This is a genomic window from Mesorhizobium sp. M0037 (assembly GCF_040323635.1).
GTDB lineage: Bacteria > Pseudomonadota > Alphaproteobacteria > Rhizobiales > Rhizobiaceae > Mesorhizobium.
Window position 1 is genome coordinate 123,660 of the sequence record NZ_JAMYVB010000002.1, and the last position, 26,800, is coordinate 150,459.

General features: G+C 63.3%; 25 protein-coding genes. 7 read left to right on the forward strand and 18 right to left on the reverse strand.

Going from position 1 to position 26,800, the window contains the following annotated elements; translation table 11 throughout:
* Positions 1-43 precede the first annotated feature (43 nt).
* The 10 genes from NKJ78_RS04915 to NKJ78_RS04960 all read right to left on the reverse strand — a co-directional run bounded on the left by NKJ78_RS04915 (position 44) and on the right by NKJ78_RS04960 (position 12,059).
* Positions 44-1,441 (reverse strand): NAD(P)(+) transhydrogenase (Re/Si-specific) subunit beta, encoded by a 1,398-nt coding sequence (locus tag NKJ78_RS04915; protein WP_023671337.1) that lies wholly within the window; start codon positions 1,439-1,441, stop codon positions 44-46.
* A gap of 6 nt (positions 1,442-1,447) precedes the next feature.
* Positions 1,448-1,873 (reverse strand): proton-translocating transhydrogenase family protein, encoded by a 426-nt coding sequence (locus tag NKJ78_RS04920; RefSeq protein ID WP_032885960.1) that lies wholly within the window; start codon positions 1,871-1,873, stop codon positions 1,448-1,450.
* A complete protein-coding gene (locus NKJ78_RS04925) occupies positions 1,873-3,150 on the reverse strand; it encodes a Re/Si-specific NAD(P)(+) transhydrogenase subunit alpha (protein WP_023739660.1) in 1,278 nt (425 codons plus the stop codon). Before NKJ78_RS04925 ends, NKJ78_RS04920 begins: the two co-directional genes overlap by 1 nt.
* 101 nt (positions 3,151-3,251) lie before the next feature.
* On the reverse strand, positions 3,252-3,476 hold the full coding sequence (locus NKJ78_RS04930; protein ID WP_023671340.1) for an aa3-type cytochrome c oxidase subunit IV: 225 nt from the start codon (positions 3,474-3,476) through the stop codon (positions 3,252-3,254).
* 165 nt (positions 3,477-3,641) lie between these two features.
* Positions 3,642-3,791, reverse strand: coding sequence for a DUF3096 domain-containing protein (locus NKJ78_RS04935; protein ID WP_023671341.1), 150 nt, complete (start codon positions 3,789-3,791; stop codon positions 3,642-3,644).
* Positions 3,792-3,890: 99 nt separating this feature from the next.
* Positions 3,891-4,661: an N-acyl amino acid synthase FeeM domain-containing protein gene (locus tag NKJ78_RS04940; protein WP_023683521.1), complete on the reverse strand. Its 771-nt coding sequence runs from the start codon at positions 4,659-4,661 to the stop codon at positions 3,891-3,893.
* 167 nt (positions 4,662-4,828) lie between these two features.
* On the reverse strand, positions 4,829-7,144 hold the full coding sequence (locus tag NKJ78_RS04945; protein WP_023739659.1) for a putative bifunctional diguanylate cyclase/phosphodiesterase: 2,316 nt from the start codon (positions 7,142-7,144) through the stop codon (positions 4,829-4,831).
* A gap of 91 nt (positions 7,145-7,235) precedes the next feature.
* Positions 7,236-10,706 (reverse strand): indolepyruvate ferredoxin oxidoreductase family protein, encoded by a 3,471-nt coding sequence (locus NKJ78_RS04950; protein ID WP_023739658.1) that lies wholly within the window; start codon positions 10,704-10,706, stop codon positions 7,236-7,238.
* A 221-nt stretch (positions 10,707-10,927) separates the two neighbouring features.
* Positions 10,928-11,458: a hypothetical protein gene (locus NKJ78_RS04955; protein ID WP_023729725.1), complete on the reverse strand. Its 531-nt coding sequence runs from the start codon at positions 11,456-11,458 to the stop codon at positions 10,928-10,930.
* The gene (locus NKJ78_RS04960; RefSeq protein WP_023739657.1) at positions 11,451-12,059 is read right to left on the reverse strand and encodes a CGNR zinc finger domain-containing protein; all 609 of its coding nucleotides are present in this window, start codon (positions 12,057-12,059) and stop codon (positions 11,451-11,453) included. The genes NKJ78_RS04955 and NKJ78_RS04960 overlap by 8 nt, the downstream gene beginning before the upstream one ends.
* An 89-nt stretch (positions 12,060-12,148) precedes the next feature.
* On the opposite strand from NKJ78_RS04960, the gene NKJ78_RS04965 reads away from it, so the two are divergent.
* From NKJ78_RS04965 to NKJ78_RS04980, 4 genes are all read left to right on the forward strand, one after another.
* On the forward strand, positions 12,149-13,054 hold the full coding sequence (locus NKJ78_RS04965; RefSeq protein ID WP_023671347.1) for a branched-chain amino acid ABC transporter permease: 906 nt from the start codon (positions 12,149-12,151) through the stop codon (positions 13,052-13,054).
* Between the two features lie 197 nt (positions 13,055-13,251).
* Positions 13,252-13,857 carry a TRAP transporter small permease subunit gene (locus tag NKJ78_RS04970; RefSeq protein ID WP_023683517.1) on the forward strand — a complete coding sequence of 202 codons (606 nt, stop codon included), beginning with the start codon at positions 13,252-13,254 and terminating at the stop codon, positions 13,855-13,857.
* Positions 13,854-15,632: a TRAP transporter large permease gene (locus tag NKJ78_RS04975; RefSeq protein WP_352460348.1), complete on the forward strand. Its 1,779-nt coding sequence runs from the start codon at positions 13,854-13,856 to the stop codon at positions 15,630-15,632. Before NKJ78_RS04970 ends, NKJ78_RS04975 begins: the two co-directional genes overlap by 4 nt.
* Before the next feature lie 33 nt (positions 15,633-15,665).
* Complete coding sequence (locus NKJ78_RS04980) at positions 15,666-16,694, forward strand: zinc-dependent alcohol dehydrogenase family protein (RefSeq protein ID WP_023739655.1); 1,029 nt, start codon at positions 15,666-15,668, stop codon at positions 16,692-16,694.
* Positions 16,695-16,945: 251 nt separating this feature from the next.
* Here the strand turns inward: NKJ78_RS04980 and NKJ78_RS04985 are convergent, their stop codons facing one another.
* Positions 16,946-18,055 (reverse strand): TRAP transporter substrate-binding protein, encoded by a 1,110-nt coding sequence (locus NKJ78_RS04985; RefSeq protein WP_023725935.1) that lies wholly within the window; start codon positions 18,053-18,055, stop codon positions 16,946-16,948.
* Between the two features lie 295 nt (positions 18,056-18,350).
* On the opposite strand from NKJ78_RS04985, the gene NKJ78_RS04990 reads away from it, so the two are divergent.
* Positions 18,351-19,124: a gamma-glutamyl-gamma-aminobutyrate hydrolase family protein gene (locus tag NKJ78_RS04990; RefSeq protein ID WP_023739654.1), complete on the forward strand. Its 774-nt coding sequence runs from the start codon at positions 18,351-18,353 to the stop codon at positions 19,122-19,124.
* A 10-nt stretch (positions 19,125-19,134) separates the two neighbouring features.
* On the opposite strand, the gene NKJ78_RS04995 is transcribed toward NKJ78_RS04990, so the two are convergent.
* The 5 genes from NKJ78_RS04995 to NKJ78_RS05015 form a co-directional block, all read right to left on the reverse strand.
* Positions 19,135-19,545: a hypothetical protein gene (locus NKJ78_RS04995; protein ID WP_352562382.1), complete on the reverse strand. Its 411-nt coding sequence runs from the start codon at positions 19,543-19,545 to the stop codon at positions 19,135-19,137.
* Between the two features lie 82 nt (positions 19,546-19,627).
* Positions 19,628-20,608 carry a 2-hydroxyacid dehydrogenase gene (locus NKJ78_RS05000; protein ID WP_023739652.1) on the reverse strand — a complete coding sequence of 327 codons (981 nt, stop codon included), beginning with the start codon at positions 20,606-20,608 and terminating at the stop codon, positions 19,628-19,630.
* Positions 20,605-21,627, reverse strand: a complete 1,023-nt coding sequence (locus NKJ78_RS05005) for a LacI family DNA-binding transcriptional regulator (RefSeq protein WP_023671355.1) — start codon at positions 21,625-21,627, stop codon at positions 20,605-20,607. The genes NKJ78_RS05000 and NKJ78_RS05005 overlap by 4 nt, the downstream gene beginning before the upstream one ends.
* A 64-nt stretch (positions 21,628-21,691) precedes the next feature.
* Positions 21,692-22,576 carry a DMT family transporter gene (locus NKJ78_RS05010; protein WP_032923956.1) on the reverse strand — a complete coding sequence of 295 codons (885 nt, stop codon included), beginning with the start codon at positions 22,574-22,576 and terminating at the stop codon, positions 21,692-21,694.
* 193 nt (positions 22,577-22,769) lie between these two features.
* On the reverse strand, positions 22,770-23,711 hold the full coding sequence (locus tag NKJ78_RS05015) for a LysR family transcriptional regulator (protein WP_352562383.1): 942 nt from the start codon (positions 23,709-23,711) through the stop codon (positions 22,770-22,772).
* 128 nt (positions 23,712-23,839) lie between these two features.
* Here NKJ78_RS05015 and NKJ78_RS05020 point away from each other — a divergent pair, with 128 nt between their 5' ends.
* Entirely contained in the window at positions 23,840-24,628 is a 789-nt protein-coding gene (locus tag NKJ78_RS05020) for an alpha/beta fold hydrolase (RefSeq protein WP_023739649.1), read from the forward strand.
* Here the strand turns inward: NKJ78_RS05020 and NKJ78_RS05025 are convergent.
* On the reverse strand, positions 24,625-25,032 hold the full coding sequence (locus tag NKJ78_RS05025) for a DUF2000 family protein (RefSeq protein ID WP_023711334.1): 408 nt from the start codon (positions 25,030-25,032) through the stop codon (positions 24,625-24,627). The genes NKJ78_RS05020 and NKJ78_RS05025 overlap by 4 nt on opposite strands.
* Positions 25,033-25,078: 46 nt before the next feature.
* On the opposite strand from NKJ78_RS05025, the gene NKJ78_RS05030 reads away from it, so the two are divergent.
* Positions 25,079-25,942: an AraC family transcriptional regulator gene (locus NKJ78_RS05030; protein ID WP_352562384.1), complete on the forward strand. Its 864-nt coding sequence runs from the start codon at positions 25,079-25,081 to the stop codon at positions 25,940-25,942.
* A 10-nt stretch (positions 25,943-25,952) separates the two neighbouring features.
* Here NKJ78_RS05030 and NKJ78_RS05035 read toward each other — a convergent pair whose 3' ends face one another.
* Positions 25,953-26,423: a MarR family winged helix-turn-helix transcriptional regulator gene (locus tag NKJ78_RS05035; protein ID WP_023671361.1), complete on the reverse strand. Its 471-nt coding sequence runs from the start codon at positions 26,421-26,423 to the stop codon at positions 25,953-25,955.
* Between the last annotated feature and the right edge of the window lie 377 nt (positions 26,424-26,800).

The window sequence follows — 26,800 nt, forward strand, 5'->3', positions numbered from 1 at the left end:
CGATGATGGACCGACAACCTTCCAGTGGAAAGTTGCGGCGGGATCAGTGATCCATGGCCTTGACGATTTCCTCGGTCATCTTCTTGGCGTCGCCGAGCAGCATCATGGTGCCGTCCTTGTAGAACAGCGTGTTGTCGATGCCGGCGTAGCCCGAGCCGAGCGAGCGCTTGACGAACAGGCAGGTGCGGGCCTTGTCGACGTCGAGGATCGGCATACCGTAGATCGGCGACGACTTGTCGTCGCGGGCGGACGGATTGGTGACGTCATTGGCGCCGATGACATAGGCGACATCGGCCTGCGCGAACTCGGAGTTGATGTCTTCCAGTTCGAACACTTCGTCATAGGGAACATTGGCTTCGGCGAGCAGCACGTTCATGTGGCCGGGCATGCGGCCGGCCACGGGGTGGATGGCGTATTTGACATCCACGCCATTGGCCTTGAGCTTGTCGGCCATTTCGCGCAGCGCGTGCTGGGCCTGGGCGACCGCCATGCCATAGCCCGGCACGATGATGACCTTCTGTGCGTTCATCATCAGATAGGCAGCGTCGTCGGCCGAGCCCTGCTTGACCGTGCGTTCGATGCCGTCATCGGCAACCGCCGCGGTCTCGCCGCCGAAGCCGCCGAGGATGACCGAGATGAACGACCGGTTCATGCCCTTGCACATGATGTAGGACAGGATGGCGCCGGACGAGCCGACCAGAGCGCCGGTGATGATCAACGCCAGATTGCCAAGCGTGAAGCCGAGTGCCGCGGCGGCCCAGCCGGAATAAGAATTCAGCATCGAGACGACGACCGGCATGTCAGCGCCGCCGATCGGGATGATCAAGAGGACGCCGAGCGCCAGCGACGCCGCGACGATCAGCCAGAACACCAGCTTGGCCTCGGTGGTGACCAGAAGCACGATCAGCACGATCAGCGCGATGCCGAGGACCGCGTTGATGATGTGACGGCCGCCGATCATGATCGGCTTGCCCGACATGCGGCCATCGAGCTTGAGGAAGGCGATGACGGAGCCGGTGAAAGTGATGGCGCCGATGGCAACGCCAAGGCTCATCTCGATCAGCGCCTGGGCGTGGATGTCGCCATTCGTGCCGATGCCGAAACTTTCCGGCGCGTAGATGGCGGCTGCCGCGACCATGACGGCGGCAAGGCCGACCAGCGAGTGGAAGGCGGCGACCAGCTGCGGCATCGACGTCATGGCGATGCGGCGCGCTGTAACGGCGCCGACGCCGCCGCCGATGGCCAGACCAAGCACGATCAGGCCGAAGCGCCCGGCGGACGGAGTCGCCAGCGCCAGCGTGGTGGCAATGGCAATGCCCATGCCGATCATGCCGTAGAGATTGCCTTGGCGGCTGGTGGTCGGATGCGACAGGCCGCGCAGCGCCATGATGAACAGGACGCCAGAGACCAGGTAGAGGAAGGACGCGAAGTTGGCGTTCATGGCTCTCTACCGGTCCTTCTTCTTGTACATGGCCAGCATGCGCTGGGTGACCAGGAAGCCGCCAAAGATGTTGACCGAGACCAGCATCAGCGCGACGAAGCCGAAGCCGGTGGCAATGCCGGAGGCCGAGATGCCGACGGCCAGCAGCGCGCCGACGACGATGACCGAGGAGATGGCGTTGGTGACCGCCATCAGCGGCGTGTGCAGCGCCGGCGTCACCGACCAGACGACGTAGTATCCGACGAAGATCGCAAGTACGAAGATGGCGAAGCGGAAGACGAAGGGATCGATGGCGCCGCCGGACAGTGCGTGCGCGGCATCGCCCGCCGCATCGGCGCCACCGGGCGCGTTGGCCAGGTTCTGCACAGCCAGCCGGACGGCGGCACTTGCCTGGTCGAGCTGATCGAGGGCTTTCTGCAAGGTCTGATCCATCACGCGATCCCCTTCGGCTTGGCGGCGGACTTGCCGGCAGTGGCTTTGTCGGACGCCTTTTTCGGTGCAGCCTTCTTCGGCGTGGCATCAGCCACCATGGTCTCCGCCGGAATGGCCGCCGGTTCGACATGGGGCTGTTCCGCCGCCTTGGCGAAGGCCGGATGCACCACGCGGCCAGCGTCGGTCAGCATCGTCGCCTTGACCAGATCGTCTTCGCGATTGATGGCGAGCGTCTTGCTGGTCTTGTCGACCAGCGTCTCGAGGAAGGCGAACAGGTTCCTGGCGTAGAGCAGCGAGGCCGATGCGGCGACGCGGCCGGGCACGTTGAGGTGGCCGACGATTTTCACGCCATTGGCCGTGGTCACCACCTGGCCTGCAACTGCGCCTTCGACATTGCCGCCGCGCTCGACGGCGAGGTCGACGATCACCGAGCCCGGCTTCATCGAGGCGACCATCGCCGCCGACACCAGCTTCGGCGCCGGACGGCCGGGGATCAGCGCCGTGGTGATGACGATGTCCTGCTTGGCGATGTGCTCAGCGGTGAGCGCTGCCTGCTTGGCCTGATACTCCTTCGACATTTCCTTGGCGTAGCCGCCGGCGGTCTCGGCCGCCTTGAACTCCTCGTCCTCGACGGCGAGGAACTTTGCGCCGAGCGACGCCACCTGTTCCTTGGCGGCGGGACGAACGTCGGTGGCGGTGACGACGGCGCCGAGACGGCGCGCCGTGGCGATCGCCTGCAGGCCGGCAACGCCGACGCCCATAATGAAGATCTTCGCTGCCGGCACGGTGCCGGCCGCCGTCATCATCATCGGCAGCGCGCGGTCATACTCCGATGCGCCGTCGATCACGGCCTGGTAGCCGGCGAGATTGGCCTGCGACGACAGCACGTCCATCGACTGGGCGCGGGTGATGCGCGGCATGAATTCCATCGAGAAGGCGGTGACCCCAGCCTCGGCAAGCGCCGCGACCGCGGCATCATTGCCGTAGGGATCCATGATGGCGATGACCGCCGCACCCGATTTGTAGCCCTTCAGCTCGGCGTTGGTCGGCCGGCGCACCTTCAGCACCACATCCGCCCGGCTCGCATCCGAAGCCTTGCCGATCGCGGCGCCCGCCTTGGCGAACTCCTCATCGGGAATGCGCGACCTGGTGCCGGCGCCCGTCTCGACGGTGACGTCGAAGCCCAGCGCCGCCAGCCGCTTCACGGTATCGGGCGAGGCCGCGACACGAGGCTCGCTGGCATCGAGCTCGCGAGGGATGAAAACCGTCTGTCCCACCGCATGATCCTTTCGGCTGGAACCTGTTTGCGCAAGAGTGCGGCTTTGCGAAAGAGTGCGGCCGGATGTCCGGCTACGCCCTTGGCAAGGGTCTGAAGAGACTATCGGAGAATGAAGGCGCCGAGGGCGAGGATCAGCACGAACAGGATGGTCGCGGAGAAGAAGCCGCCTGCGAAGAAGCCGAAAGCCATGGCCAGGAGCAGGGCGCCGCAGAACAGCGAGCCGTATTTGGCCAGCGCCAGAAAGCCATGATAGGTGCGGTCATGTTCGGCATAGTCCATCTTCGCGCCCAGTTCGACAGGACCGGTCGGCGTGTGATCAGCCATAGGAATACCCCTTCGAAGACATCTTTGAGGCACATAGCGAAAAGCCAGGCCAAGAGCAATGGCGCTATTGCCGCACGACCAGCGACAACAGCCTCAAAGAATGTTGAAAGCCGGCGGTATGGGCTCTTGTCGCCGGCCTGGCGTCGAACGTTAAGGGTTTGCGCTTCAACCGGCCAGATGCGGAAACAGCCCGAGCAGCCCAATGACGATCAGATAGAGCGCGACGATGTAGTTGAGCAGCCGCGGCATCACCAGGATCAGCACGCCGGCAATCAGCGAGATCAGCGGGGTAAGCGCGAGCTCGGGAATATGCATGTCGGTTCCTTTCTATGGCCGCGTCGGCGTCATCCAGAACGCGGAAGCGGCGGGAAAGCTCCAGAGCTCGCGTGCCAAATTGCGCAGGCTTCAGTGGTGTCAGGCGGCTTCGCGGAAAAACTTGGCGGTGGGCAGGATGGTTAGCGGTGCGAGTTCGCCGCTCTTGGGGCGTTGGAAGAGCATGCGCTGCTCGAACGCCGTGGAGTTGAAGAACGGGAAGCGATCCAGCGTCGCCTGCATGTTTTCGGAGCACTTCGACTGGAACAGATGCACGGGAACGGTGAGACCGGGATAGATGCGGGGGGGCACCGCCTGCTCGGAACGGAAGATGCGATGATAGAAGCCGGCATGCTCTTCCTTGACCGCCGTCAGGCAATATGTCGGTTTGAAGTGGCTGCAAGCTACGACCGCAAGCCTGAGCGTCACGTAGGGCAGCACGCGCAGGCTGGTCGACCACTCGATATCGGCAGCGAAACGGCTTGGATCGACGAACGTCTCGCCAACTGCCAGCCGCCGCGCCAGCGTGTCGCCGAACACGGCCGTGCTGGGGGAAACAGGGTATTTCGCGCAGGCGTAGTGGATTCTGATGGTGCTGACCAGAACACCATCGAAGAACACGCCAAATCGGTAGGAATTGCGCAGATCGTCGAAGTCGTCCTTTACCATACGCGAGGCATCGGGCTTCACCATGCCAGCATGAAGGTAGGATTTGTAGCGAAGTCGATAGATGGCTTCCAAATCCTCGGCACCGTCGCAAAGGCGATACTCGACGTGCTCCAGGACGTCCATGATATGACGAGAAAACACCGAAGGAGACTGAGCGGTGGCCCTAGAAGCCACCAGAGGCATACCTGCTAGCTGAGTTTCCATTGTTACCCTCGTGCCGTCGCAACTAAACCATACCGGACGACCGAATGAACAAGAAGATGAAACTCTAATCGTCTGTGTTTACCGAATATTAACGTTAACAATAGGTTAACGTTTTGGCAATTCACAGCTTTTTTGACGGCTTCCAAGCGCGATTTAAAGGTTGGGCTTCATGTGGTCGCGAGTTTGGCGACGGGCCGCAATTCCGCGGCGAAGGGCCAGGTCACACTGGACATCGTTTCGATGCCGGACGCGCTGAGAGCTGCGCCGAAGAGGAAGCCCTGGACGAGGTCGGGTTTCACCGAATGCACCAGGATCTTCAGCTGTTCGAACGTTTCCACACCTTCGATGGTGACGGTCAGCCCGAGCACGCGGGTCAGGTCCACGATGCCCTTCAACAAGTCGAGCGAACGCTTGTTCTGGGTCACGTCCATCAGGAACGAACGGTCGATCTTGATCTTGTCGAGCGGCAGCTTGTGGAGGTAGCTCAGGCTTGAATAGCCGGTGCCGAAATCGTCGAGCGCGATGCGCACGCCAAGCTGCTTCAGTTCCTCGATATACTGGCGCGTCAGCGATTTGTCGTCGAGCAGCGCGGTTTCGGTGACTTCGATCTCGAGGCGGCCGGCGGCGAGCCCCGAAGTGGCAAGCGCGTCGCGAACCTTCTGGACGACGTCGCGGCTGCGGAAATCCTTGGCCGAAAGGTTGACCGAGACGCTGGTCTGTGCGGGCCATTTGGCGCATTCGGCGCAGGCAGCCGCCAGCACGAAGGTGCTGATCTCGGAAATGATGCCCATTTCTTCGGCCAGCGGAATGAAGACGCTGGGCGAAACCGGCCCGAGGTCGGGATGATCCCAGCGGCACAGCGCCTCGCAGCTGGCGATGCGCATGGTGTTCATCGCCACGATGGGCTGATAGACCACCCGCAGCGCCTTGCCTTCGACCGCCGTGCGCAGGTCGGCCTTCATCATCTGGCGGTTGCGGAACGCCGCATCCATCGCCGCCTCGAACAGTCGCCAGTTGTTCTTGCCGAGTTCCTTGGCCTTGTAGAGCGCCAGATCCGCCTTGACGATCATGGCGTCGACATCGGTGTCCTCGACCCTGGACAGCACGGTGCCCGCGCTTGCCTGGATGCGCAGGCTGTGACCAGCGACATCGACTTCGCCCTGCAGATCGGCAAAGATCTGGTCGAGCAGGCCGGTCAGATGGCTTTCATCCTCGACGCGGTCGAAGAAGATCATGAACTCGTCGCCGCCGAAGCGGCTGACATTGACGCCTTGCCCGGCGACGGCCGCCAGTCGCTCGGCAACGGCATAGATCAGCCCATCGCCGACCGGATGGCCAAGTGTGTCGTTGACGCTCTTGAAATCGTCGAGATCGAGCACCGCCAGGGCGCACAGCCGGTCGCGGCTGCCCGACGCCATGGCCTCGCCGACGAGCTCATGGAAATAGGCGCGGTTCGGCAGGCCGGTGAGGCTGTCATAGCGCGCCATGAAGCGGATCTTTTCTTCGGACTCGACGCGGGCGGTGACGTCCTCGAAGGTGATGACGCCGAGGTCCTGATTGCCCTCGCGGGCCGAGAACTCGTAGTGCTGGCCATTGGAGAAGGAGACCAGCACCTTGCGGTCACGGCCTTCGCGCAACGCGCGCGTCAGCTGCGCTTCGACATAGCGGCAGTCTTTCGGCGCCAGCATGCCGCCCGCAACGCCGCGCAGGAGCAGCGAATGGATCGACCGCCCGAGCAGCTGGTCGGGCGAGCGCAGCGACATCAGATGCGCTGCTTCGGCATTGCCGACCACGACCTTGCCGTCGGGTCCGAGCATAACCAGGCCATGCGACATGGTGTTGAGTGCGCGGTTGAAGCGCTGCGCGATTTGCCTCGCCTGCTTATGCCCGACCACGGCCGAGAACAGCACGTTGCGCACATGGTCGGCACTGCCCTTGATGATGAACATGAACGGGATGATGAGCAGCCCAAGCACGACACTGGGGATGTCAAACCTGAGGATCAGGGCTGCTGCGATCGGCCCGACGAAGGTTACCGCGAAGATCGTGACCATGCGGGGCGAGCCGTAGTTTCGGCCTACGACCGTGACCAGAGAGCCAAGCGTTATGGCGAGCGCTGCGATCTCGGCATACGCATCCGAGTAGACATAGATCGAAATGAAGCAGAACAGGCCCAGCATCAGCCCCTGGATGCTGCCGTTCAGGATATATTCGCGCTCCCATCGTGTCGCATCCAAGGCATCGTGGATGGAACCACCCAGGCGATGGAACCGCCGCAAGCTGAAATACCGCCAAACGCCGATGCCAAGCAGTGCTCCGGCAAGAACCAGGAAGACAGGCTGGCCGTTGCGCCAATAGACCATAAGGCTGGCGGTTGCGTGGCAAAGCGCGCCAATGACCAGCATATGCGCGTTGTCGAACAACGAGCGCACAAACTGGATATAAACATCCACAGGGATGTTATCGGTCTTTGTTCTGCCCATTACTGGCGCCCAACTGAACCACAGCCTTGGCATAGTCCCATTAAAAAACCTTTAGCTCGCGCTGAAGGGCCTGTTTTTCCGGCCCTTTTGGCTACTCAGCGGCTTGTAATGCGCTTGGCTGCACCGGCAACTTGAATCGTTCAAGAAGGCGATTTCGTTCATCCGCCGCCTTTTCGGCGCTGGCTTGCCTGACATGGCCGTAGCCGCGAATGAGCGCCGGCACCGAGACAAGGGCGATGGCGGCCTCGATCCTGCCTGGCGCAAGTGCTTTGGCGACAAGCTCCAGATCGGCCTCATAGCGGGCCAGAAGCTGCCGCTCCATGCGCCGCTCGGCGCTGTAGCCGAACACGTCGAAGGCCGTGCCGCGCAGGCTTTTCAGCGCCGCCAGCAGGCGAAAACCCTTCATCATCCACGGGCCGAAGCTCGATTTCCTCGGCTTGCCGTCATTGCCGCGCCTGCCCACGAGCGGCGGCGCCAGATGAAACTCGAGCTTTTCGTAGCTCTGGAACTGTTTTGACAGCTCCATAGCGAAGGAGCCGTCGGTGTAGAGCCGCGCCACCTCATATTCGTCCTTGATCGCCATCAGCTTGAACAGGTTTCTGGCGGCGGCCTCGGTCACCGCGGTCGAGCCAGGTAAGGCCTTGGCCTCGGCAGCACGCAAAACCGCCAGCTTCTCGGCGTAGCGCTTGCCATAGGCAGCGTTCTGATAGGCAGAGAGGAAAGCGACGCGGCGGGCGATGATATCGTCCAGCGTCTCGGCGATCTCAGTGGCCTTGCTCGGTTGCGCGATGAGGCCGCGCACAAACTCCGGCTGATGCGCGGCGCGCCGGCCCCAGCGGAAGGCGGCGATGTTCATCGCCACCGCCTCGCCATTCAATTCAATCGCTCTTTCAACGGCTTGCGCGGACAGCGGCAGCCCGCCATGCTGGAAAGCGAAGCCGAGCATGAACATGTTGGCGCCGAGCGAATTCCCGAACAATTGGGTGGCGGTGCGCGTGGCGTCGAAGAAATGCGTCTTGTCGTCGCCAGCGGCAGCGCGGATCGCCTTCTTCAGGCGCTCGATGGGCAGCGAGAAATCGGCCGAGCGGGCGAATTCGCCAGGCATGATCTCGGCAGTGTTGGCGAGGAAGATGGTATGGCCTGCGCGCACTGCGGCCAGTACCTTCTTGGCGCCGGAGACGACAAGGTCGCAGCCGAGTACCAGGTCGGCCTTGCCGGCCGAAACGCGGATCGCGTGGATGTCGTCCGGCGTGCGGGCGATGCGGACATGGGTGAACACCGAACCGCCCTTCTGGGCGAGGCCGGCCATGTCAATCATGCCGCAGCCCTTGTCCTCGAGATGGGCGGCCATGCCGAGCACAGCACCTATGGTGACGACGCCGGTGCCGCCGACGCCGTCGATGATCGCCGCCCAACCCTCGCTACCGAGCGGGAATTCGGCTGGCACCGGCACGCCGTCAAGCGGGTCGGAGCGCCCGGCAATGCCTTCGGCCTTCCTGATCTTGGCGCCGTGCACGGTGACGAAGGACGGGCAGAAGCCGTTGACGCAGGAGAAGTCCTTGTTGCAGCTCGACTGGTCTATTCTGCGCTTGCGGCCGAACTCGGTTTCGACCGGCTGGATCGAGACGCAGTTCGATTGCACCCCGCAATCGCCGCAGCCCTCGCAGACCAGTTCGTTGATGAAGACCCGCTTGTCGGGATCCGGGAAGGTGCCACGCTTGCGGCGGCGGCGCTTTTCGGCGGCGCAGGTCTGGTCGTAGAGCAGCACCGAGACGCCCTTGACGTCGCGCAGCTCGCGCTGGACGAGGTCGAGGTCGTCGCGGTGGTGGATGGTGGCGCCGGAGGGGAATTCGGCCTTCCCCGCATATTTGTCCGGCTCGTCGGTGACGATGGCGATGCGCTCGACGCCTTCGGCGCGCACCTGCCTGGCGATCATGTCGACAGTCAGGCCGCCCTCATGCGGCTGGCCGCCGGTCATGGCGACGGCGTCGTTGTAGAGGATCTTGTAGGTGATGTTGGCATCGGTCGACAGCGCGAAGCGGATCGCCAGCGTGCCGGAGTGATTGTAGGTCCCGTCGCCGAGATTCTGGAAAATGTGGCCGCGCTTGGAGAATGGCGCTTGGCCGACCCATTGTGCGCCCTCGCCGCCCATGGCGGTGAAGCCGACCGTGTTGCGGTCCATCCACAGCGCCATGAAATGGCAGCCGATACCGGCGGCGGCGATCGAGCCGTCCGGCACCTTGGTCGAGGAATTGTGCGGGCAGCCGGAGCAGAAGAACGGCGTGCGCGAACCGATATCGCTGGTGTCGGCAAGCATCGCCTGGAACTGGCGCAGCTTTGCCACCTTGGCAGTGATCTCTTCCGAAGGGCCGATTGTGCGCAGGATGCGCTCGCCCAGCGCAATGGCGATCTCGTTGGGGTCGAGCGCGCCCTTGGCCGGGAACAGCCAGTCGCCGCGCTCGTCCTTCTTGCCGACGATCATCGGCTGGGTGGCGGTGCCGTAGAGGTTTTCGCGCAGCTGCACCTCGATCAGCGAGCGCTTCTCCTCGACGACGACGATGGTGTCGAGGCCGCGGGCGAATTCGGCGATATGCTGCAGGTCGAGCGGCCATGGGCAACCGACCTTGAACAGGCGGATGCCGATGCGGCCGGCGGCGGCCTCGTCGATGCCGATATCTTCCAGCGCCTGGCGGACATCGAGATAGCTCTTGCCGAGCGTGATGATACCGAGCTTCGGCGCCCGGCCACCCGAATAGACGATGCGGTTCAGGCGGTTGGCATGGATGAAGGCGGACGCAGCGGCGCGCTTGTATTCATGCAGCCGCTCCTCCTGGCCGAGCATGTCGATCTCATCGCGGATGTTGAGGCCGCCGGGCGGCATATCGAACTCCGGCACGACGATGTTCAGGCGCTCGAGCGCGGCATCGACGGAGGCTGTCGATTCGATGTTGTCCTTGACGCATTTGATCGCCGCCCAGGTGCCGGCGAAGCGCGACATGGCAAAGCCGTAGAGCCCGTAGTCGATGATCTCCTGGACGCCGGCCGGATTGAGGATCGGCACCATGGTGTCGACGAACAGGAATTCGGTGGCGTGCGCATTGGTCGATGATTCGGCCATATGGTCGTCGCCCATCAGCGCAAGCACGCCGCCATGCTTCGACGATCCCGCGAGGTTGGCGTGGCGGAAAACGTCGCCGGAGCGGTCGACGCCCGGTCCCTTGCCGTACCAGACCGAAAACACCCCGTCATGCTTGCCTTCGCCCATTAATTCCGTCTGCTGAGAGCCCCAGCAGGCGGTGGCGGCAAGCTCCTCGTTGAGGCCGGGCTGGAAAACGATGTCGGCCTGCGCCAGCTGCTTTTTCGCCCGCCACAGCTGCATATCGAGGCCGCCGAGCGGCGAGCCGCGATAACCGGACACGAAGCCGGCCGTGTTGAGGCCGGCCCGGCGGTCGCGCTCGCGCTGCATCAAAAGCATGCGGATGACCGCCTGTGCGCCGGACAGGAAGATGCGCTCCTTACCAAGATCGAACTTGTCGTCGAGCGCGACGTCGTGCAGCGTCATCAGGCATTTCCTCTGCGGAGGCAGCACCGGGGGCGCGCAGCCAACGTAGGAGTGAGATGGCGCAGTCTTTCTCCGCTTGCAAGGCAGGTCAAACGAAATCGAAAGTGCCAGGCAAAGCGCAACGAACGATCCGCTGCCGTCGCGTATCCGGCACGAAATCGGTCCGCGGCGGTTGTCCGGCGACCAAAAATTTCCACGCAGTCGCGCCGGGCTAAGACGCGTCAGCCTTTCGAGCAATCCGGCTTCGGCTCACCCGGCAGCTTGCCGTCGGGATGGCCGGCAAGATCGGGATTGGCCGTATAGAGCTGGTCGACCACCAGCGGCCGGTCGGGAAGGATCGACTGGTCCTCGCTCGACATCAGCGTCGTGTCGATCTTCTGCAGGAACGTGCCGTCAGGACCCCTGATGCTGATCGAAATCGCATAGGGCTTGTCCTTGACGATACAGGTCAGCGCCGGGCTCTCCAGGCTGACCTTGTCGAGCTTCGGCCACACCTTCTGCTCGACTACCAGGGGAGGGCCGCCGGCCGGATTCTGGAAACTGGCGACCGCAACCTGGCCTTCGCCCATCGGCTGCAGGGGCCGCAGCGTCACGACATAGGTCGCCCGGGCGAGACGGTAATTGAAGACGACGACCTTGCCGGAAACCTCGAACAGCTTGCCGTCGCCGCCGGTGTCGCGGCAGGCGCCAAGCGCAACGGCTGCAATGAGCGCTGCACCGACAAGGATCGAACGAAAAACAACCCTAGGCATTGTTGACCTCATGTGCCGCCGTGCGGCGGCGATAGTGACGGCTTGCTTTCTGGCGGTTGCCGCACACAGCCATATCGCACCAAAGGCGGCTGGAATTGCGGCTCCTGTCGAGAAACAGCCAGCTGCAATTGGGACAGATCCTGAGCCTGGCGACCGTGTCGTCGCGCAGCAGCGACAAGGCCGAAACCGCCAGCGCCGCCTCGAACGCGATCGGCGTCGATGGGTCGCCGAACGGTCTACCCGGTGCGCCGATTTCGGCCAGGCTCCGATCTAGGCCGTTGGCGCAGGCCTTGAGAAAAGCGGCGAGATCGCCGGCGGCAAGCGCACCTTTCGACACCGCGCCGCGAAACAGGCGGTCGGTCGTCTCGCGGATCGCCAGCACCACCGGGGCGATGCTGTCCGGCGAGGTCGCCTCCAGCGGTCTGCCGCCAAGCTCGGCACCGCGAAAGCCGCTTGCGGCATCGGCGAAGCGCGCGATCTCGGCCGGATCGTCAAAACGGTCGAAGGTCTTTTCCGGATCGTTGCGCAACACCACGGTGTTGGCCGTATCGAGCGCAAGAATGCCGCCGGTGAAGCGATGTGGGGTCCAAGATACTGTCATATCGGAAATCTAACCCATAAAACGCATTTGACAAGTTAGATTCTACGATGCAAACCTTGGCGCGGGCTCCGGCGCCCGGAAAGCTGTCTATGCTCTATTTCTTCCAGCAGGTGCTGAACGGGCTGCATTCCGGCGCGCTCTATGCGCTGCTTGCCTTCGGCTACGTGCTGACCAACGGCATCCTGCACCGGACCAATCTCGCCTATGGCGCGCTGTTCGCCTTTTGCGGCCAGACGATGATCCTGACCGTGGCCTTCGGCTATCAGGTATTGTGGCTGACCTTGCTGGCGGCAGTGGTGCTCGGCGTCGTCACGGCTTTCTTTTATGCCGCGCTGATCGGCCACGTGCTGTCGCGCAGCGTCTTCGAACCGCTGGCCGACCGCACGCCCAATGCCATTGTGGTGACGACGCTCGGCATCCTGCTGGTGCTGTCGGAAGCAAGCCGTATCGCCGCCGACACGCATGATTGGTGGCTGCCGCCGATGCTGGCGCAACCCATTGTCTTCGCTCAGGATGCCGGCTTCCAGGCGACGCTGACGCTGATCCAGCTCATCGATTGCGCGGTGGTTCTGGCGGCAATCATGCTCGCTGCATGGGCGTTTGCCCGCTCAGGCTTCGGTCGCCGTTGGCGCGCCGTCTCCGACGATCCCAAAGCGGCTGCCATGTGCGGCGTGGACGTGCGCGCAGTGTTCCGGCATGCGGTGCTGTTCGGCGGTTTCTGCGCCGCGCTGGCCGGAATCATGGCCGCCCTTTACTACGGCAATGTCAGCTTCGGCTCAGGCCTCGTCTACGGGCTGAAAATCCTGTTCGTGACGGCGGTGGGCGGCTATCTCTCGCCGCCTCGGGCCGCGCTCGGTGCGGCCGCCTTCGGCATGGCCGAATCGCTATGGGCCGGCTATTTCCCGATCGAATGGCGCGATGGCTGGATGTATCTGTTCCTGGTCGCGGCACTTGTGCTGATCGGTCCTGGCCGCGACCAGCAGAAGATCGCCTGATCGCCGCATCCGCTGTCAGACTTTGGTTGCATGACGCAGCAGCCGGTCGGCACTTATCCCCTGCCTCCCGTCACGACGGCGTTGATCGCGCCCATGCCATGTTGACCCGCCGAACCACGCACGGCATACCGTTGGGCCACAGCGGCGCGACGGAAAATAGGGGAGCCGGCGCGCCTTCGACCTCAGGGAGGAAATGCATGGCAGGGCTGCTCGCTCTATCCAGAACGATCGACCGTATGAACGAGTTCATCGGCCGGTGGATATCGTGGCTGATCCTGCTGGCAATCCTGGTCAGCGCCGCCAATGCCATCATCCGCAAGGTCTTCGACGTCTCGTCGAATGCCTGGCTGGAACTGCAGTGGTACCTGTTCGGCGCCGCCTTCATGCTGGCCGCCGCCTACACGCTGAAACAGAACGACCATATCCGCATCGACATCGTCTACGGCATGTGGTCGCGCCGCGTGCAGCACTGGATCGACCTGCTCGGCCATGTCTTCTTCCTGATGCCGTTTGTGACGCTGATGGTGATCTATTTTGTACCCTACGTGTCGCTGTCGTTCCGCAGCGGCGAAATGTCGAACAATTCCGGCGGCCTGATCATCTGGCCGGCCAAGGCGATCCTGCTCGTCGGCTTCTTTCTGCTGGCGCTGCAGGGCATCTCCGAGATCATCAAGAAGATCGCCATCATGCGCGGCGACATGGACGATCCCAATCCGTTCATCTCGGTGCACGAACAGGCCGAGCTCGAGGCGAAAGCCCTTGCCGAAGAAGCCAAGGCGCTCGCCCAGGAGGCGCGCCCATGATCGAGTTCATCGCCCAGAACATGGCGCCGATCATGTTCGCCTCGCTGATCATCTTCCTGCTGATCGGCTACCCCGTCGCTTTCTCGCTCGCCGCCAACGGCCTGATGTTCTTCTTCATCGGCGTCGTGCTGTCGCCCTATTCGGGCGGCTCGATCAACCTGGCGTGGCCGCTGCTGCATGCGCTGCCCGACAATTTCTACGGCAGCCGGGTGATGTCGAACGACACGCTCTTGGCAATCCCGTTCTTCACCTTCATGGGCATCGTGCTGGAACGATCGGGCATGGCCGAGGACCTGCTCGACACGATCGGCCAGCTGTTCGGCCCGGTTCGCGGCGGCCTTGCCTATGCAGTGATCTTCGTCGGTGCGCTGCTTGCCGCGACCACGGGCGTGGTCGCGGCTTCGGTCATCGCCATGGGCCTGATCTCGCTGCCGATCATGCTGCGCTACGGCTATGACCGACGACTGGCGTCGGGCGTCATCGCGGCATCCGGCACACTCGCCCAGATCATCCCGCCGTCGCTGGTGCTGATCGTTCTGGCCGACCAGCTCGGCCGTTCGGTCGGCGACATGTATGCCGGCGCGCTGATCCCCGGCCTGGTGCTGACCGGCCTTTACACGCTCTACATCCTGATCATGTCGATCGTCCGGCCGAACTCGATGCCGGCGTTGCCGCTGGCGGCCCGCACGCTTGGCCACGGCGTGCTGTCGCTGCTCGCGGCACTGCTGGTGGCAGTCGCGGCTTCCTATGCGGCCTATCGCTACCTTGCGCCGGCGCATGGCGACAATGCCGATATCCTTGGCGCCAGCATCGGGGTGATCCTGATCTATATCGTGGCGATCGCCGACAAGGGCCTGAACATCAACATGATGTCCAGGTTGGCGCAGCAGGTGATCATCGTTTTGATCCCGCCTCTGGCGCTGATCTTCCTGGTGCTGGGCACCATCTTCCTCGGCATCGCCACCCCGACAGAGGGCGGCGCCATGGGCGCGGTTGGCGCCCTGGCGATGGCGGCAATGAAGGGGCGGTTGTCGCTGGATGTCATCAAACAGGCGCTCGCGTCGACCACCAGGCTTTCCTCCTTCGTGCTGTTCATCCTGATCGGCGCGCGGGTGTTCTCGCTGACCTTCTACGGCGTCAACGGCCACGTCTGGGTCGAGCATTTGTTGACGTCGCTGCCGGGCGGCGAAGTCGGCTTCCTGATCGGCGTCAACATCCTGGTCTTCGTGCTCGCCTTCTTCCTCGACTTCTTCGAGCTCGCCTTCATCATCGTACCGCTCTTGGCGCCGGCTGCCGACAAGCTCGGCATCGACCTGATCTGGTTCGGCGTGCTGCTCGGCGTCAACATGCAGACAAGCTTCATGCACCCGCCTTTCGGCTTTGCGCTGTTCTACCTGCGCTCTGTCGCCGCGCGCGTGCCCTATCTCGATCGCCTCACCGGCAAGCAGATCGCGCCGGTGACCACCGGCCAGATCTATTGGGGCGCCGTGCCCTTCGTCTGCATCCAGGTGATCATGATCGGGCTGACCATCGCCTTCCCGCAAATGGTCATGCGCTACAAGGGTGCGGCCGTCGATCCGGGAACGATCGAGATCAACTTGCCTGATATGCCAAGCCTTGCGCCTCTCGGCACACCACCACCAGCCAACGGTGGCCCATCACCCGCGGCGCCACCGTCGAACGATCTCTCGCAGCCGCCGAATTTCGGCGAGGCGCCGCCCGCCAAGCCGGCGGCGCCGGCGACCGACCTGTCGCAGCCGCCGAACTTCAACTGATGTGTGAACACTGAGAACCTGAGTGAGGATGTCATGAGAGCCGTGCGCCTGGAAGCCGTGGGCAGCATTGCGCTACGGGAGGTCGACAAGCCTGTTGCGGGACCGCAGGACGTTCTGGTGCGCGTCGAAGCCTGCGGCGTTTGCGGCACCGACCGTCACCTCCTCCACGGCGAATTCCCTTCGAGCCCGCCGGTGACGCTTGGTCACGAATTCTGCGGCATCGTCGAGGCTGTCGGCGATGCGGTTTCCGGCATCGCCATCGGTGACCGTGTTACCGGCGATCCCAACATCTTCTGCGGACGCTGCAGTCATTGTCGGGCCGGCCGGGTCAATTTGTGCAGCAATCTCAGGGCCATCGGCATCCATCGCGACGGCGGCTTCGCCGACTATGTCGTGATGCCGCAGAGCCAGGCCTTTCTTCTGCCTGCGAACCTCGAGCCAACGCATGGCGCCTTCTGCGAGCCGCTGGCCTGCTGCCTGCACGCTGTCGACCTCGCCGGAATCAGACCCGGCGCTGCCGTGGTGGTGCTTGGTGGCGGCGTCATCGGCCTGCTTACCGTGCAATTGGCGAGGCTCGCAGGAGCGGCGACCATCATCCTGTCGACGCGGCAGGCCTCCCGCCGTGCGCTCGCCGAAGAGCTCGGTGCAACGGCGACGGTCGACCCAAACGCGGTCGACCCGATCGAGGCGATCGCCGGCCCAACCGGCCTTGTGCCCGGCGGGGCCGACGTGGTGCTCGAATGCGCCGGTGTCCCCGATACCGTCGAACAATCGATGCGGCTGGCGAAGTCCGGCGGCACGGTGGTGATCGTCGGCGTGATGCCGCAAGGCGTGAAAGTGCCCTTCGAACCGTTCGACATCCTGTTTCGCGAACTGAAGGTTCTCGGCTCGTTCATCAACCCCTTCACCCACAGGCGGGCGGCGGACCTTGTCGCGTCCGGGGCAATCGAGATCGACAAGCTCATCTCCAGACAGGTCGGCCTGGACGGAGCCCCCTCGGTTATCTCCAACCCGGCCGCCCCCGGCGAGGTCAAGGTGTTGGTGGTGCCGGGCAGGGAATGAAGGGCAGCCTCAATCCTGCGACGTTGGCGATTGGCGAAACGACGATGACCGCGTCCCTCTCCCCGTCACTATACGGGGAGAGGATGCCGGCAGGCAGGTGAGGGGCAGCGTCAACGCTTGGAAAGATAAGCTATAATTTCGGGGCGGCTACCAAGCCCAAGGCGATCAATCGCCGAAGTTTGCGCCGCCCCTCATCCACCTGCCGGGACCTTCTCCCCGTATAGTGACGGGGAGAAGGGACAGATCCCAGCCTACAGTTTGCCGTTGCGCTGCTGGACCATCATGAAGGTATCGTAATTGTACTCGGCCACCTGGGCCCACAGATAGTGCTCCTTGCGGAAGCCCTTGATCGAGTCCCAGATCTTCTTAAACGGCGCGTTGGTGGCTTCCATTTCGGTGTAGACCTCATTGGCCTTCTCGAAACAGGCGGCCATGATGTCCTGGCTGAACGGGCGCAATTTCGCGCCGCCGGCCACCAGCCGCTTCACCGCTGCAGGATTGAGATAGTCGTATTTCTGCAGCATGTTGGCGTCTGCCGCGTGCGCGGCCGTGTGCACCAGCGACTTGTAGGCCGGCGAAAGCTCTTCGTACTTCGCCTTGTTGAACAGGAGATGGACGGTCGGACCGCCTTCCCACCAGCCGGGATAGTAGTAGTAGGGCGCGACCTTGTAGAAGCCGAGCTTCTCGTCATCATAGGGGCCGACCCATTCGGCGGCGTCGATGGTGCCCTTTTCCAGCGCCGGATAGATGTCGCCACCGGCGATCTGCTGCGGCACGACACCGAGCTTCGAGACCACTTTGCCGGCAAAGCCGCCTATGCGCATCTTGAGGCCGGAGAGGTCGGCGACGGTGTTGATCTCCTTGCGGAACCAGCCGCCCATCTGCACGCCGGTGTTGCCGCCCGGCAGGCCGAACAGGCCTTGCGTGGCAAGAAACTCGTTGAACAGGTCGATTCCGCCGCCATGATAGTGCCAGGCATTCATGCCGCGCGCGTTGAGCGAGAACGGCACTGCCGCACCCAGCGCCCATGTCGGGTCCTTGCCCCAGTAATAGTATGACACCGTGTGGCAGGCCTCGACGGTGCCGGCCGTGGTGGCGTCGGCCGCCTGCAGGCCGGGCACGAGTTCGCCGGAGGCGAAGACCTGGACCTGGAAATTGCCGTCCGTCGCCTCAGACAGCATCTTGGAGAAGACTTCCGCGCCGCCATAGATCGTATCGAGTGACTTGGGGAAGGATGACGCCAACCGCCACGTCACTTTCGGATTGGACTGGGCGATTGCCGGTGCGGCTAGCGTCGCGGCAGCCGCCGCAGCGCCCACGCCGGTGACCCCGGCCTTGCGGATGAATGAACGACGATCCATGCAGAACCTCCCTTTTGGACCAACAAACCGACATCAGGGACATCTCCTCGCGCCCGGTATCGATTTGCCGAAACAATACACGGGCAAGGGGTCGAGTCCAGCATGGCAGCGGGATTTGACGGCGGCGCTGGCGACAAATCCGCGGGCCGGCCAGCCAGCCTGCAACTATAGTCTAACGTTCGCCGCGTGGCCCATGCGAGATGGCGAAACTTGCCATGGAAAAGCGCCTTCGGATCGCCTATTTTGCAGGCACAATAGATTATTCGCTTCGCTCCAAATGGAATCCGGACCCAAAATGCACCAGCCGCTCGTCGCCATATCGACCGACGTCCGTCAGTTCGACAACTACACCTGGCATGCCGTCCCGCAGCAATATATCGAGGCAGCACTTTCCGGCGCCGGCGTGTTCCCGCTTTTGGTGCCGTCCTTCGGCGACCGGCTCGATTTCGACGAGCTGTTGTCTTCGGTCGACGGTGTCATGGTCACCGGCTCCAAGTCCAACGTGCATCCATCACTCTATGGCGGCGACGCCAGCGAAGCCAACGGCCCCTATGACCCGGCGCGCGATTCCACCACGCTGCCGCTGATCCGCAAGGCGATCGAGCGCGGCGTGCCGCTGCTTGCCATCTGCCGCGGCATCCAGGAGTTGAACGTGGCGCTGGGCGGCACGCTTGGCACCGAGATCCAGGAGCGCGAAGGTTCGCTGGACCATCGCGCGCCCGTGAGCGACAACCAGGACGAACGTTTCGCCATTCACCAGACCATTTCGATCAAGCCGGGCGGCTGCCTGGCCGGTGTATTCGGCGCCAGCGACATCAAGGTCAACTCGCTGCACCGCCAAGGCATCGACCGGCTCGGCTCGAAGCTGCAGGTCGAGGCGGTTGCCGGCGACGGCACGGTGGAGGCGGTTTCGGTGAAGGACGCCCGCGCCTTCGCCGTCGGCGTGCAATGGCACCCCGAATACTGGGTCAAGTCGGACGGCAACTCGGCCAAGATCTTCCGCGCCTTCGGCGATGCGGTGCGGCTGCATGCGGCGGCGAAGGCCGGTGCACGGGCGGCGGCGGAATAAATCCCGACGATCAATTGCCGGCGGATTGAACCCGTTCGCCGGTTGTCGCCAGCGACAGCAGCGGCGTGGCCGGAGCGTAGGATTCGTAGCCGTCGCCATCCGCAACCGAGAAGGTGACGATCGGGTCGGTGCCGTCGGCGCTGAACGCGATCGTGCCGTCCACGCCCTCTCGCCAGAATTTTGCCCGCTCGATGCCGGGCAGCAGCCCGCGGCAATTCGGCGCCACGGTCAACAGCGACAGGCCATCGTCAATCGCGGCGCCGCGGCTAACCGCGCAGTCGCCTTCGTCGCCATTGGCGACCAGCCTGAAGGTGGTTGCCGGCCTTGCTTCATTGGCCGAACTTTCACTGCTGCCGCCGTGAAACAGCTGAAAGCCGGCGAAAAGTGCCGCTGCCGCAATCGATGCCGGAAGTTTCGTCATCTTGCACTCCGCGCCCCCCGGCGCAGATGCAGAATGATTCCAAAGCGTTAAGTCAACGTTAACGAGTGTGGCAGAGAGCCGCTCAGCTTCGTGGCTTGACTTGCGCCGTCTCAGGCACCGGGGTCAGTGGCCGGCGCTCGCTGAACCAGGATACCAGATTGTCGACGCACAGATCCGCCATGGCGCGGCGCGTATGGTGCGAGGCCGAGCCGACATGGGGCAAAAGCGAGGTTGGCGACTCCAGCAAAGACTTGGGCACATTCGGTTCATCGGCGAAAACATCGAGCCCGGCCGCGGCGATGGTGCCGTTGGCAAGCGCTGCGGCGAGGTCTGCCTCGTCGACCGTGCTGCCACGGCCGATGTTGACGAAAACGCCGTTGGCGCCAAGCGCCGCCAGGATTTCGGCATTGACCGCCTTCTCCGTGGAAGCGCCGCCCGGCACTACGGAAATCAGCGTATCGACCGCTTCGGCAAGGCCCTTCAGCGTCGGGTGGTATTCATAAGCCAGACCTTCGACCTTGCGCCTGTTGTGGTAGGCCACCGGCAGCCCGAACGCTTCCAGCCGGCGCGCAATGGCAAGGCCGATGCGGCCCATGCCGTAAATGCCGACATGCCGACCGCGCAAGGTCAGCCGGCTCAGGGGATAGTTGCCCTTCTTCACCCAACTGCCGTCGCGCAGCCATTTCTCGGCCTTGTAAAGTTCACGCACGGTGTTGAGCAAAAGGCCGATCGTGGTGTCGGCGACCTCCTCGGTCAAAACATCGGGGGTGTTGGTGACCATGATGTTTTTCTTGGCCGCATGGCCGGCATCGACCGAATCATAGCCGACGCCGAAGGAGGCGATGAGTTCGAGGTTGGGCAATGCATCCATCAATGCCGCATTGACGCCGGCGAAGGACGCAATGGCGCGCACGTCATGGCGCATCTCGTCGGTGACCAGGGCGGGATCGGCGCGCTCTATCTTGACCCGCTTGAAGGTGCGGTCGATGCGCTCGACCGCATGGTCGTTGAAATGTCCTGGCACCAGAACGGCGACGGTCTGCAACGCATCAGTCTTGGTCATGCACGCTCCACCGGCTTGCCGGTCGACTGGCGCACATGCAGTTCCGGCTTGATCAGTTCCTGTGACGGCCGTACCGCCTGTCCGTTCAGCTTGTCGAGCAGCGCGCTGGCGGCACGGCGGCCGACCTCTCGCTGGCCATTCCAGACTGTGGTGAGCGCCGGTGTCGCGATTGCCGCCTCCTCGAGATCGTCATAGCCGGTCACCGAGATGTCGGCGCCCGGCACCAGGCCGGCGCGGGCAATGCCGTTCATCAGGCCGATGGCGACCAGATCATTCCAGCAGCAAGCGGCGGTTGGCTTGTCTTTAAGCGCCAGAAACTGTCCAGCCGCCTCGAATCCGCCCTGCTTGGTGCGCGGCCCGGCGATGCGCCAGGACGGCCTGACCTCAAGCCCGGCGGCCTCCATGGCGTTGAGATAGCCCTGGTAGCGGTCGCGCCCGGTCGAGGTCTGGTCGGTGCCGCCGATCATGGCGATGCGCTTGTGCCCGAGCGAGATCAGATGATTGGTGGCAAGTGCCGTGCCATAGGCATCGTCGCCGCGAAACACCGGCACGTCGGCGCCTTCCACGCTGCGTGCGATCAGCACCGCCGGCAGGCCGTTTTCCTCGGCCATGACGATGTCGGAAGCCGGCGTGCCGATGGCCGGGGACATGATGACGCCGTCGGCGCCGAGCTGCAGCAGCGTATCGATGAAGGTGCGTTGCTTTTCCAGCTGGTCGTAGTGATTGGACAGGATGAAGGTCTGCCGGCTGCGGTCGAGTTCGCTCTCGATCGAGCGCAGGATCTCGGCGAAGAACGGGTTCATGATGTCATGCACGACGACGCCGACAATGCCCGAGCGCGAGGTGCGCAATGAGGCGGCGCGACGGTTGTAGATATAGCCGATGGCCCGCGCGTGCTCCTTGATACGGTCACGCGTGGCGCCTGCGACCAGCGGGCTGTCGCGCAAGGCGAGAGAGACCGTGGCCGTGGACACGCCAAGCGCATCCGCGATCGTCGAAAGCTTGATCTTTTGTGCCAGCCCTTCGCTCCCCGAGTTTTTAAATTTTTTAAATGCGGCGTTATGCCATCGGATTCGGAGCAAATCAAAGTTTTTTCGCCAGCGCCTCCGCCTCGGCATCGACGGTCGTGCGATTGTGCAGCCGCAAACGGTGCTCGCGATGGATGATGTAAAGGCCGCTGGCGACGATGATGGCTGCACCTACCAGCGTCCAGCGGTCGGGGAACTGGTGGAAGATGATCCAGCCGGACAGGATCATCCAGACCATCTGCGAATAGGGGTACGGCGCCAGCGCCGTGGTGGTTGCCAGGCGATAGGCCTGCACCAGAAGCCAGTGGCCGCCGGCGCCGAACACGCCCAGCATCACCAGGATGACCCAATGCCAGCCATCCTGCGGCAGCTGATGCGAGAACGGCAGCATCGGCAAAAGGAGCACGGCCGGCGCCAGCGCCGAAAAAAGGATCAGGCTTTCCGAGCTTTCGCTGGCCGACATGCGGCGCGTCATGATGACGTAAAAACAGTTCGACAGCATGGAGCCGAGCGCGAAGAGGTGGCCGACACCGAACACGCCGACGCCAGGCCTTGTGATGACCAGCACGCCGACAAAACCCGTTAGGATCGCCAGCCAGCGCCGCCAGCCCGCCCATTCGCCGAGCAGCGGACCGGCAAGTGCGGTGATCACCATCGGGCCGAAGAAGTAGATCGAGGTGGTCTCGGCCAGTTGAAGCGTTTTGAGCGCCATGACGTTGCACATCGTCGAGCCGAACAACAGACCGCCGCGCAGGATGTGGGCCGGCAAATTGTTGGCGCGGAAGCGCGACGGCTCGCGCCAGCCGCGCAGGAAGACGCCGACAAGCAGGACATGGACGGTGAAGCGGGCCCAGGCGACGATCAGCGCCGAGACGCCGGCCAGGACCAGATATTTGCTCGATGTGTCGAGAAAGGTGAAAAAGACATAGGTGGAAAGCATGAACAGCATCGCCGCGGGCGGCGTTGCGCTTTCGTCTGATTTTGCGGGAACGTTCAATGTCAGGCCGGGCAGGGAGGAGCAACGCTTAACCTTTGCGGCAATCGCCTGCGCCCGGCAAGCCAAAAGCGACTGGCACAACAGGCGTCTGAGACAGGTTCAGCGCAGGCCAATCCGATGCCCAATCCGATGCCAGCTAAGGCGCCTTGCGTTCCGCTGCGACGTTCTGACATCCCGGTGCTTTGCCGTCGGATGCCATTTGCGCCTGGAGATGAAGCCACAACGCCTGGGCGACGGGTCCATGCGGTCGGTCGCGCCGGCGCACCGCCGCCAAGGTCTCCGTCCGGCCGGGCAGATGTGCACCAGCGATCGAGATCAGCCTCCTATCCCGCAGTTCATCCTCGATCAGCCATCCCGGCAGATGGCCCCAGGCCAATCCGTGAAGGATCAGTTCCTTCTTCATCAGATGATCCGGCGCCGAGCACTGATGCGCACCGTCGACGAGGAAATAGCTCTCCGGCGACGGCCGCCGCGCCGTGTCGCGGATCACGCACTGGGTGAAGGGCCGCATCTGCTCCGGCGCAATCTCCCGGCCAGGCGCGAAGGGCAGGAACCCAGGCGCCACCACCGGCACGAGGGTCACCGCGCAGAGATCGATCCGCTCGAGATGCGGATCGGAAGGATCCGCGCGATGGAAGACGAGGTCAGCCTCGCCTTCCATCAACCGTTCGAGCGGACCGCCGATCGCCTCATACTCCAGACGCAGGCGTGTCCTGGTGCATTCGGCAAAGAAGCCGCTGAGCATAGGCAGGATTTGCGGTCGCGGGCACAGATCACCCATGACGACACGCAGGACCGTCTCCTCGCCGCTCGCCAACTGGCCCGCATAGGTTCGCAGATGGTCGAGCTCGCGCAATGTCAGCTGCGCTCGCGCGTGAAACTCGCGGCCCGCCTCCGTCAGCCCCACCCGATATCCGCTGCGGTCGAGAAGTGTGAGCCCGAGCAACTGCTCGAGGCGTGCGACAGCGGCGAAGACGGATGGATGCGATCGTTTCAAGGCAAGGGCGGCCGCCTGGAAGCTGCCCTCGCTTGCCACGGCGTCAAAGCACCGTAGGTCGTGGAGTTTCAGACCATTCATTATCGTCAAAACCTACTGAGATTGTCCAATCATAGTAATTTTCCTGGATAATTACGAGGCCTAGGGTGGCTCATTCAAAGGGCGGCGGGAGCATCGAACTCCTTTCGCCAGGGTGAGATGAGGACCAGATGACTGACACGCTTTATTTTACGACGGGCGACGGCTGCCGGATCGCCTATCAGCTGGCGGGGGCCGGCCCTGTGCTTGTGCTCTCGAATTCCATTGCGACGAACCTGCATATGTGGGACCGGCAGCTTGCGGAATTTGCCGGATCTTTCCGGGTGCTGCGCTATGATCTGCGCGGCCACGGCAGTTCCGATGCTCCGGCCGGAGCCTATTCGCTCGATCGGCTGGGCCGCGACGTCCTTGAGCTGCTGGATGCGCTTCAGATCGCCCGCGTGCATTTCTGCGGGCTGTCGCTGGGCGGCTTCGTAGGGCAGTGGCTGGGTATCCATGCCCCGAACCGCATCGAGCGTCTCATCCTTTCCAACACCTCGCCGCATCTCGGGCCGGCGTCTTACTTTGATGAGCAGATCGGTACTGTCCTTGCAGCGAGCAACATGTCGGCCACCGCGGACATGTTCATGCACAACTGGTTTCCCGCCTCGATGCTTGCCGGCCCAAACGAAACCGTCGACGCGTTCCGCGCGATGGTCCTGGCGACGCCGCCCCAAGGTCTCGCGGGATGCTTCGCCGCCGTACGCGATTGCGATCTGCGCCGGACTGTCTCCCTCATTACCGCGCCCACCCTGGTGATCGGTGGAGAAGACGACAAGGTAACGCTTGCAAGCCACAGCGAGGCGATCGCAGCCAGCATCCCCGGCGCCACGCTTACACTGCTTCCGGGCGTCCATATGCTGAACGTCGAGCGGCCGACTGAATTCATGAGCGCCGTTACACGCTTCCTGCTGAATTAGGCGTGCATGCGGGCGCCCTTGGTGATCTTGTCGACGAGTTTCTTGTCGGTACGCAACGCGATGCCGACGATCTTGGCGTCCTCAGGCCCGAACTCGGCGAAGACGGCACGGTTGGCCGCATCGAAGCCGGTGGCAAACATCTCCTCGACATAGGCTGACCCCGTCACGCCCCGCTCCAGCGCCTTCCGGTGGATGGAGTTGAGCGTCGGCCCATCGGCCGAAAGCACGATGACCGGCTGGATCGACAGAGGATTGTAAAGGTTGCCGGCGCGGTCGCGGTAGGGTTCGCCGATAATGCCGGGGAATTGCGCGACGATGCCGCTGGTCAGGAAGGCGGCGACGTTGAGCTTTTGCCAGACGGCGAGATCGTCCCGCAGCACGATTGCAAATTTCGTATCGAACACCAAAATGAGGACTCCGGAGCACGCCCATGAAGGGCAGGGATAGGTGATGACGCACGATCTAGAAGGTGAGGCGACGCTGGGTCTTGAACGTTCGTGCGCGGATGAAGACCGGATCGTGTCGGCGCCTGTTACCGCTGGCATCGAGCGCATCGAGGCGCATTTCCATGGCAACGCCTTCGACCTGCACCGTCATGATACGCTTGCCGTCGGCGTGACGCTTTCCGGTGTGCAGCGCTTCCACTACAGGGGCACTGTCAACCACAGCCTGCCCGGCCAGGTTATCGTGCTGCATCCCGACGAAGTGCACGATGGCGGCGCCGGGACCGAGGATGGTCTGCGCTACCGGATCCTCTATCTGGAACCGTCTCTGCTGCTCGACTGCCTCGGCGGCGCGCCGCTGCCTTTCGTCAGGGATGCTGTGGTCAGCGATCCTGCCTTGCGCGGCACGCTGCTTTCGGCCTTGGCGCCGCTCGATGAGGAACTGGACGAGCTGTTCGTCGCCGATTTCGTTGCGGAGCTGGCGCAGCATCTGGGGCGTCATGCGGGACAGAAAGCAAAGCCGATGGGGAAGTCGGCCTCGCGTGCGGCAGCGCTGGCGCGCGGCTATCTCGAGGAGAATGCCGAGCGGTCCGTTCGTTCCGATGAGCTGGAAGCCGTCACCGGGCTCGACCGCTATGCGCTGTCACGCCATTTTCGCGCGACCTATTCCACCAGCCCGCATCGGTTCCTGCTGATGCGCCGGCTGCAAAAGGCAAGACGGATGATCGAGGTGGGCGAGCCGCTGGCCGAGATTGCCGTTGGCGCCGGCTTCAGCGACCAGAGCCATTTCAACAGGCATTTCAAGAAAGCATTCGGCCTGACGCCCGGCCGCTGGTCGACCCTGGTGCGCGGGCCTTCGGTAGCCGCCTAGGTCAGGAAGATCAATCGTCGATGTCGCCATCGTCGTCGACAAGCACCAGCTCCTCGTTCGACAAATTGGCCTCGATGCGGGCGAGCAGCTTGAACAGCGTCTTCTGTTCTTTCTTGTCGAGGCCCTTCAACGCCTGCTTCTCGGTCTTCTTCACCGACTTCTCGATGGCGTGGATGATCTCGCGGCCGGTGTCGGTGAGAAAGATATGCGCCTGGCGTGCATCCGCGGAAGAGGCGCGCTTTTCCAAAAAGCCCTGGGCCTGCAGCCGGTTGATGGTCTTGGTGATGGTCGGCGGGCGAACGCCGAGGCGGCCGGCGAGATTGCCGGGCGTCTGGCCGTCCTCGCGGTCGAGCGTCAGCATGATCTGGTCCTGGCCGGCATAGAAGCCGTGCGCCAGAAGCCGCGCCGCCAGCGCGGTCCTTGCCAGCCTTGCCGCCGAATGCAGCCGGCTCATCGTTGCAGTCTTGTCCGCCTTGGCCATGGTGATCCCTCTTCGGCCGTACCGGTGCATGCAGCATAGACGCAGCCGGCCGGTTGGCAATCGACGATCCAAAAGATTCCGGCTTTCGAAACAGCTTTGCCGGCAAGCATTTGTGGTGCTACAAATGGTGATGCCAGATGTTTATTTCAGTTAGATGACAAACGAGTTTCCGCCAAGGCGATTGCAACGGTTTGACGCGGCGCGGCTCAGCACAGGTCAACGAAGAGGCGTTTCCGGCGACACGTTGATGGTCGGCATCCCTCGCACTCGGCCTCTCGGGTCTACCCATCCGCTTCGTCAATCCTGGGTCAAACACCCAGGCGGTTTGCCTCGTGCAAAAGGCCGGCACACATCCTATATCAGGCCAACAATCCATT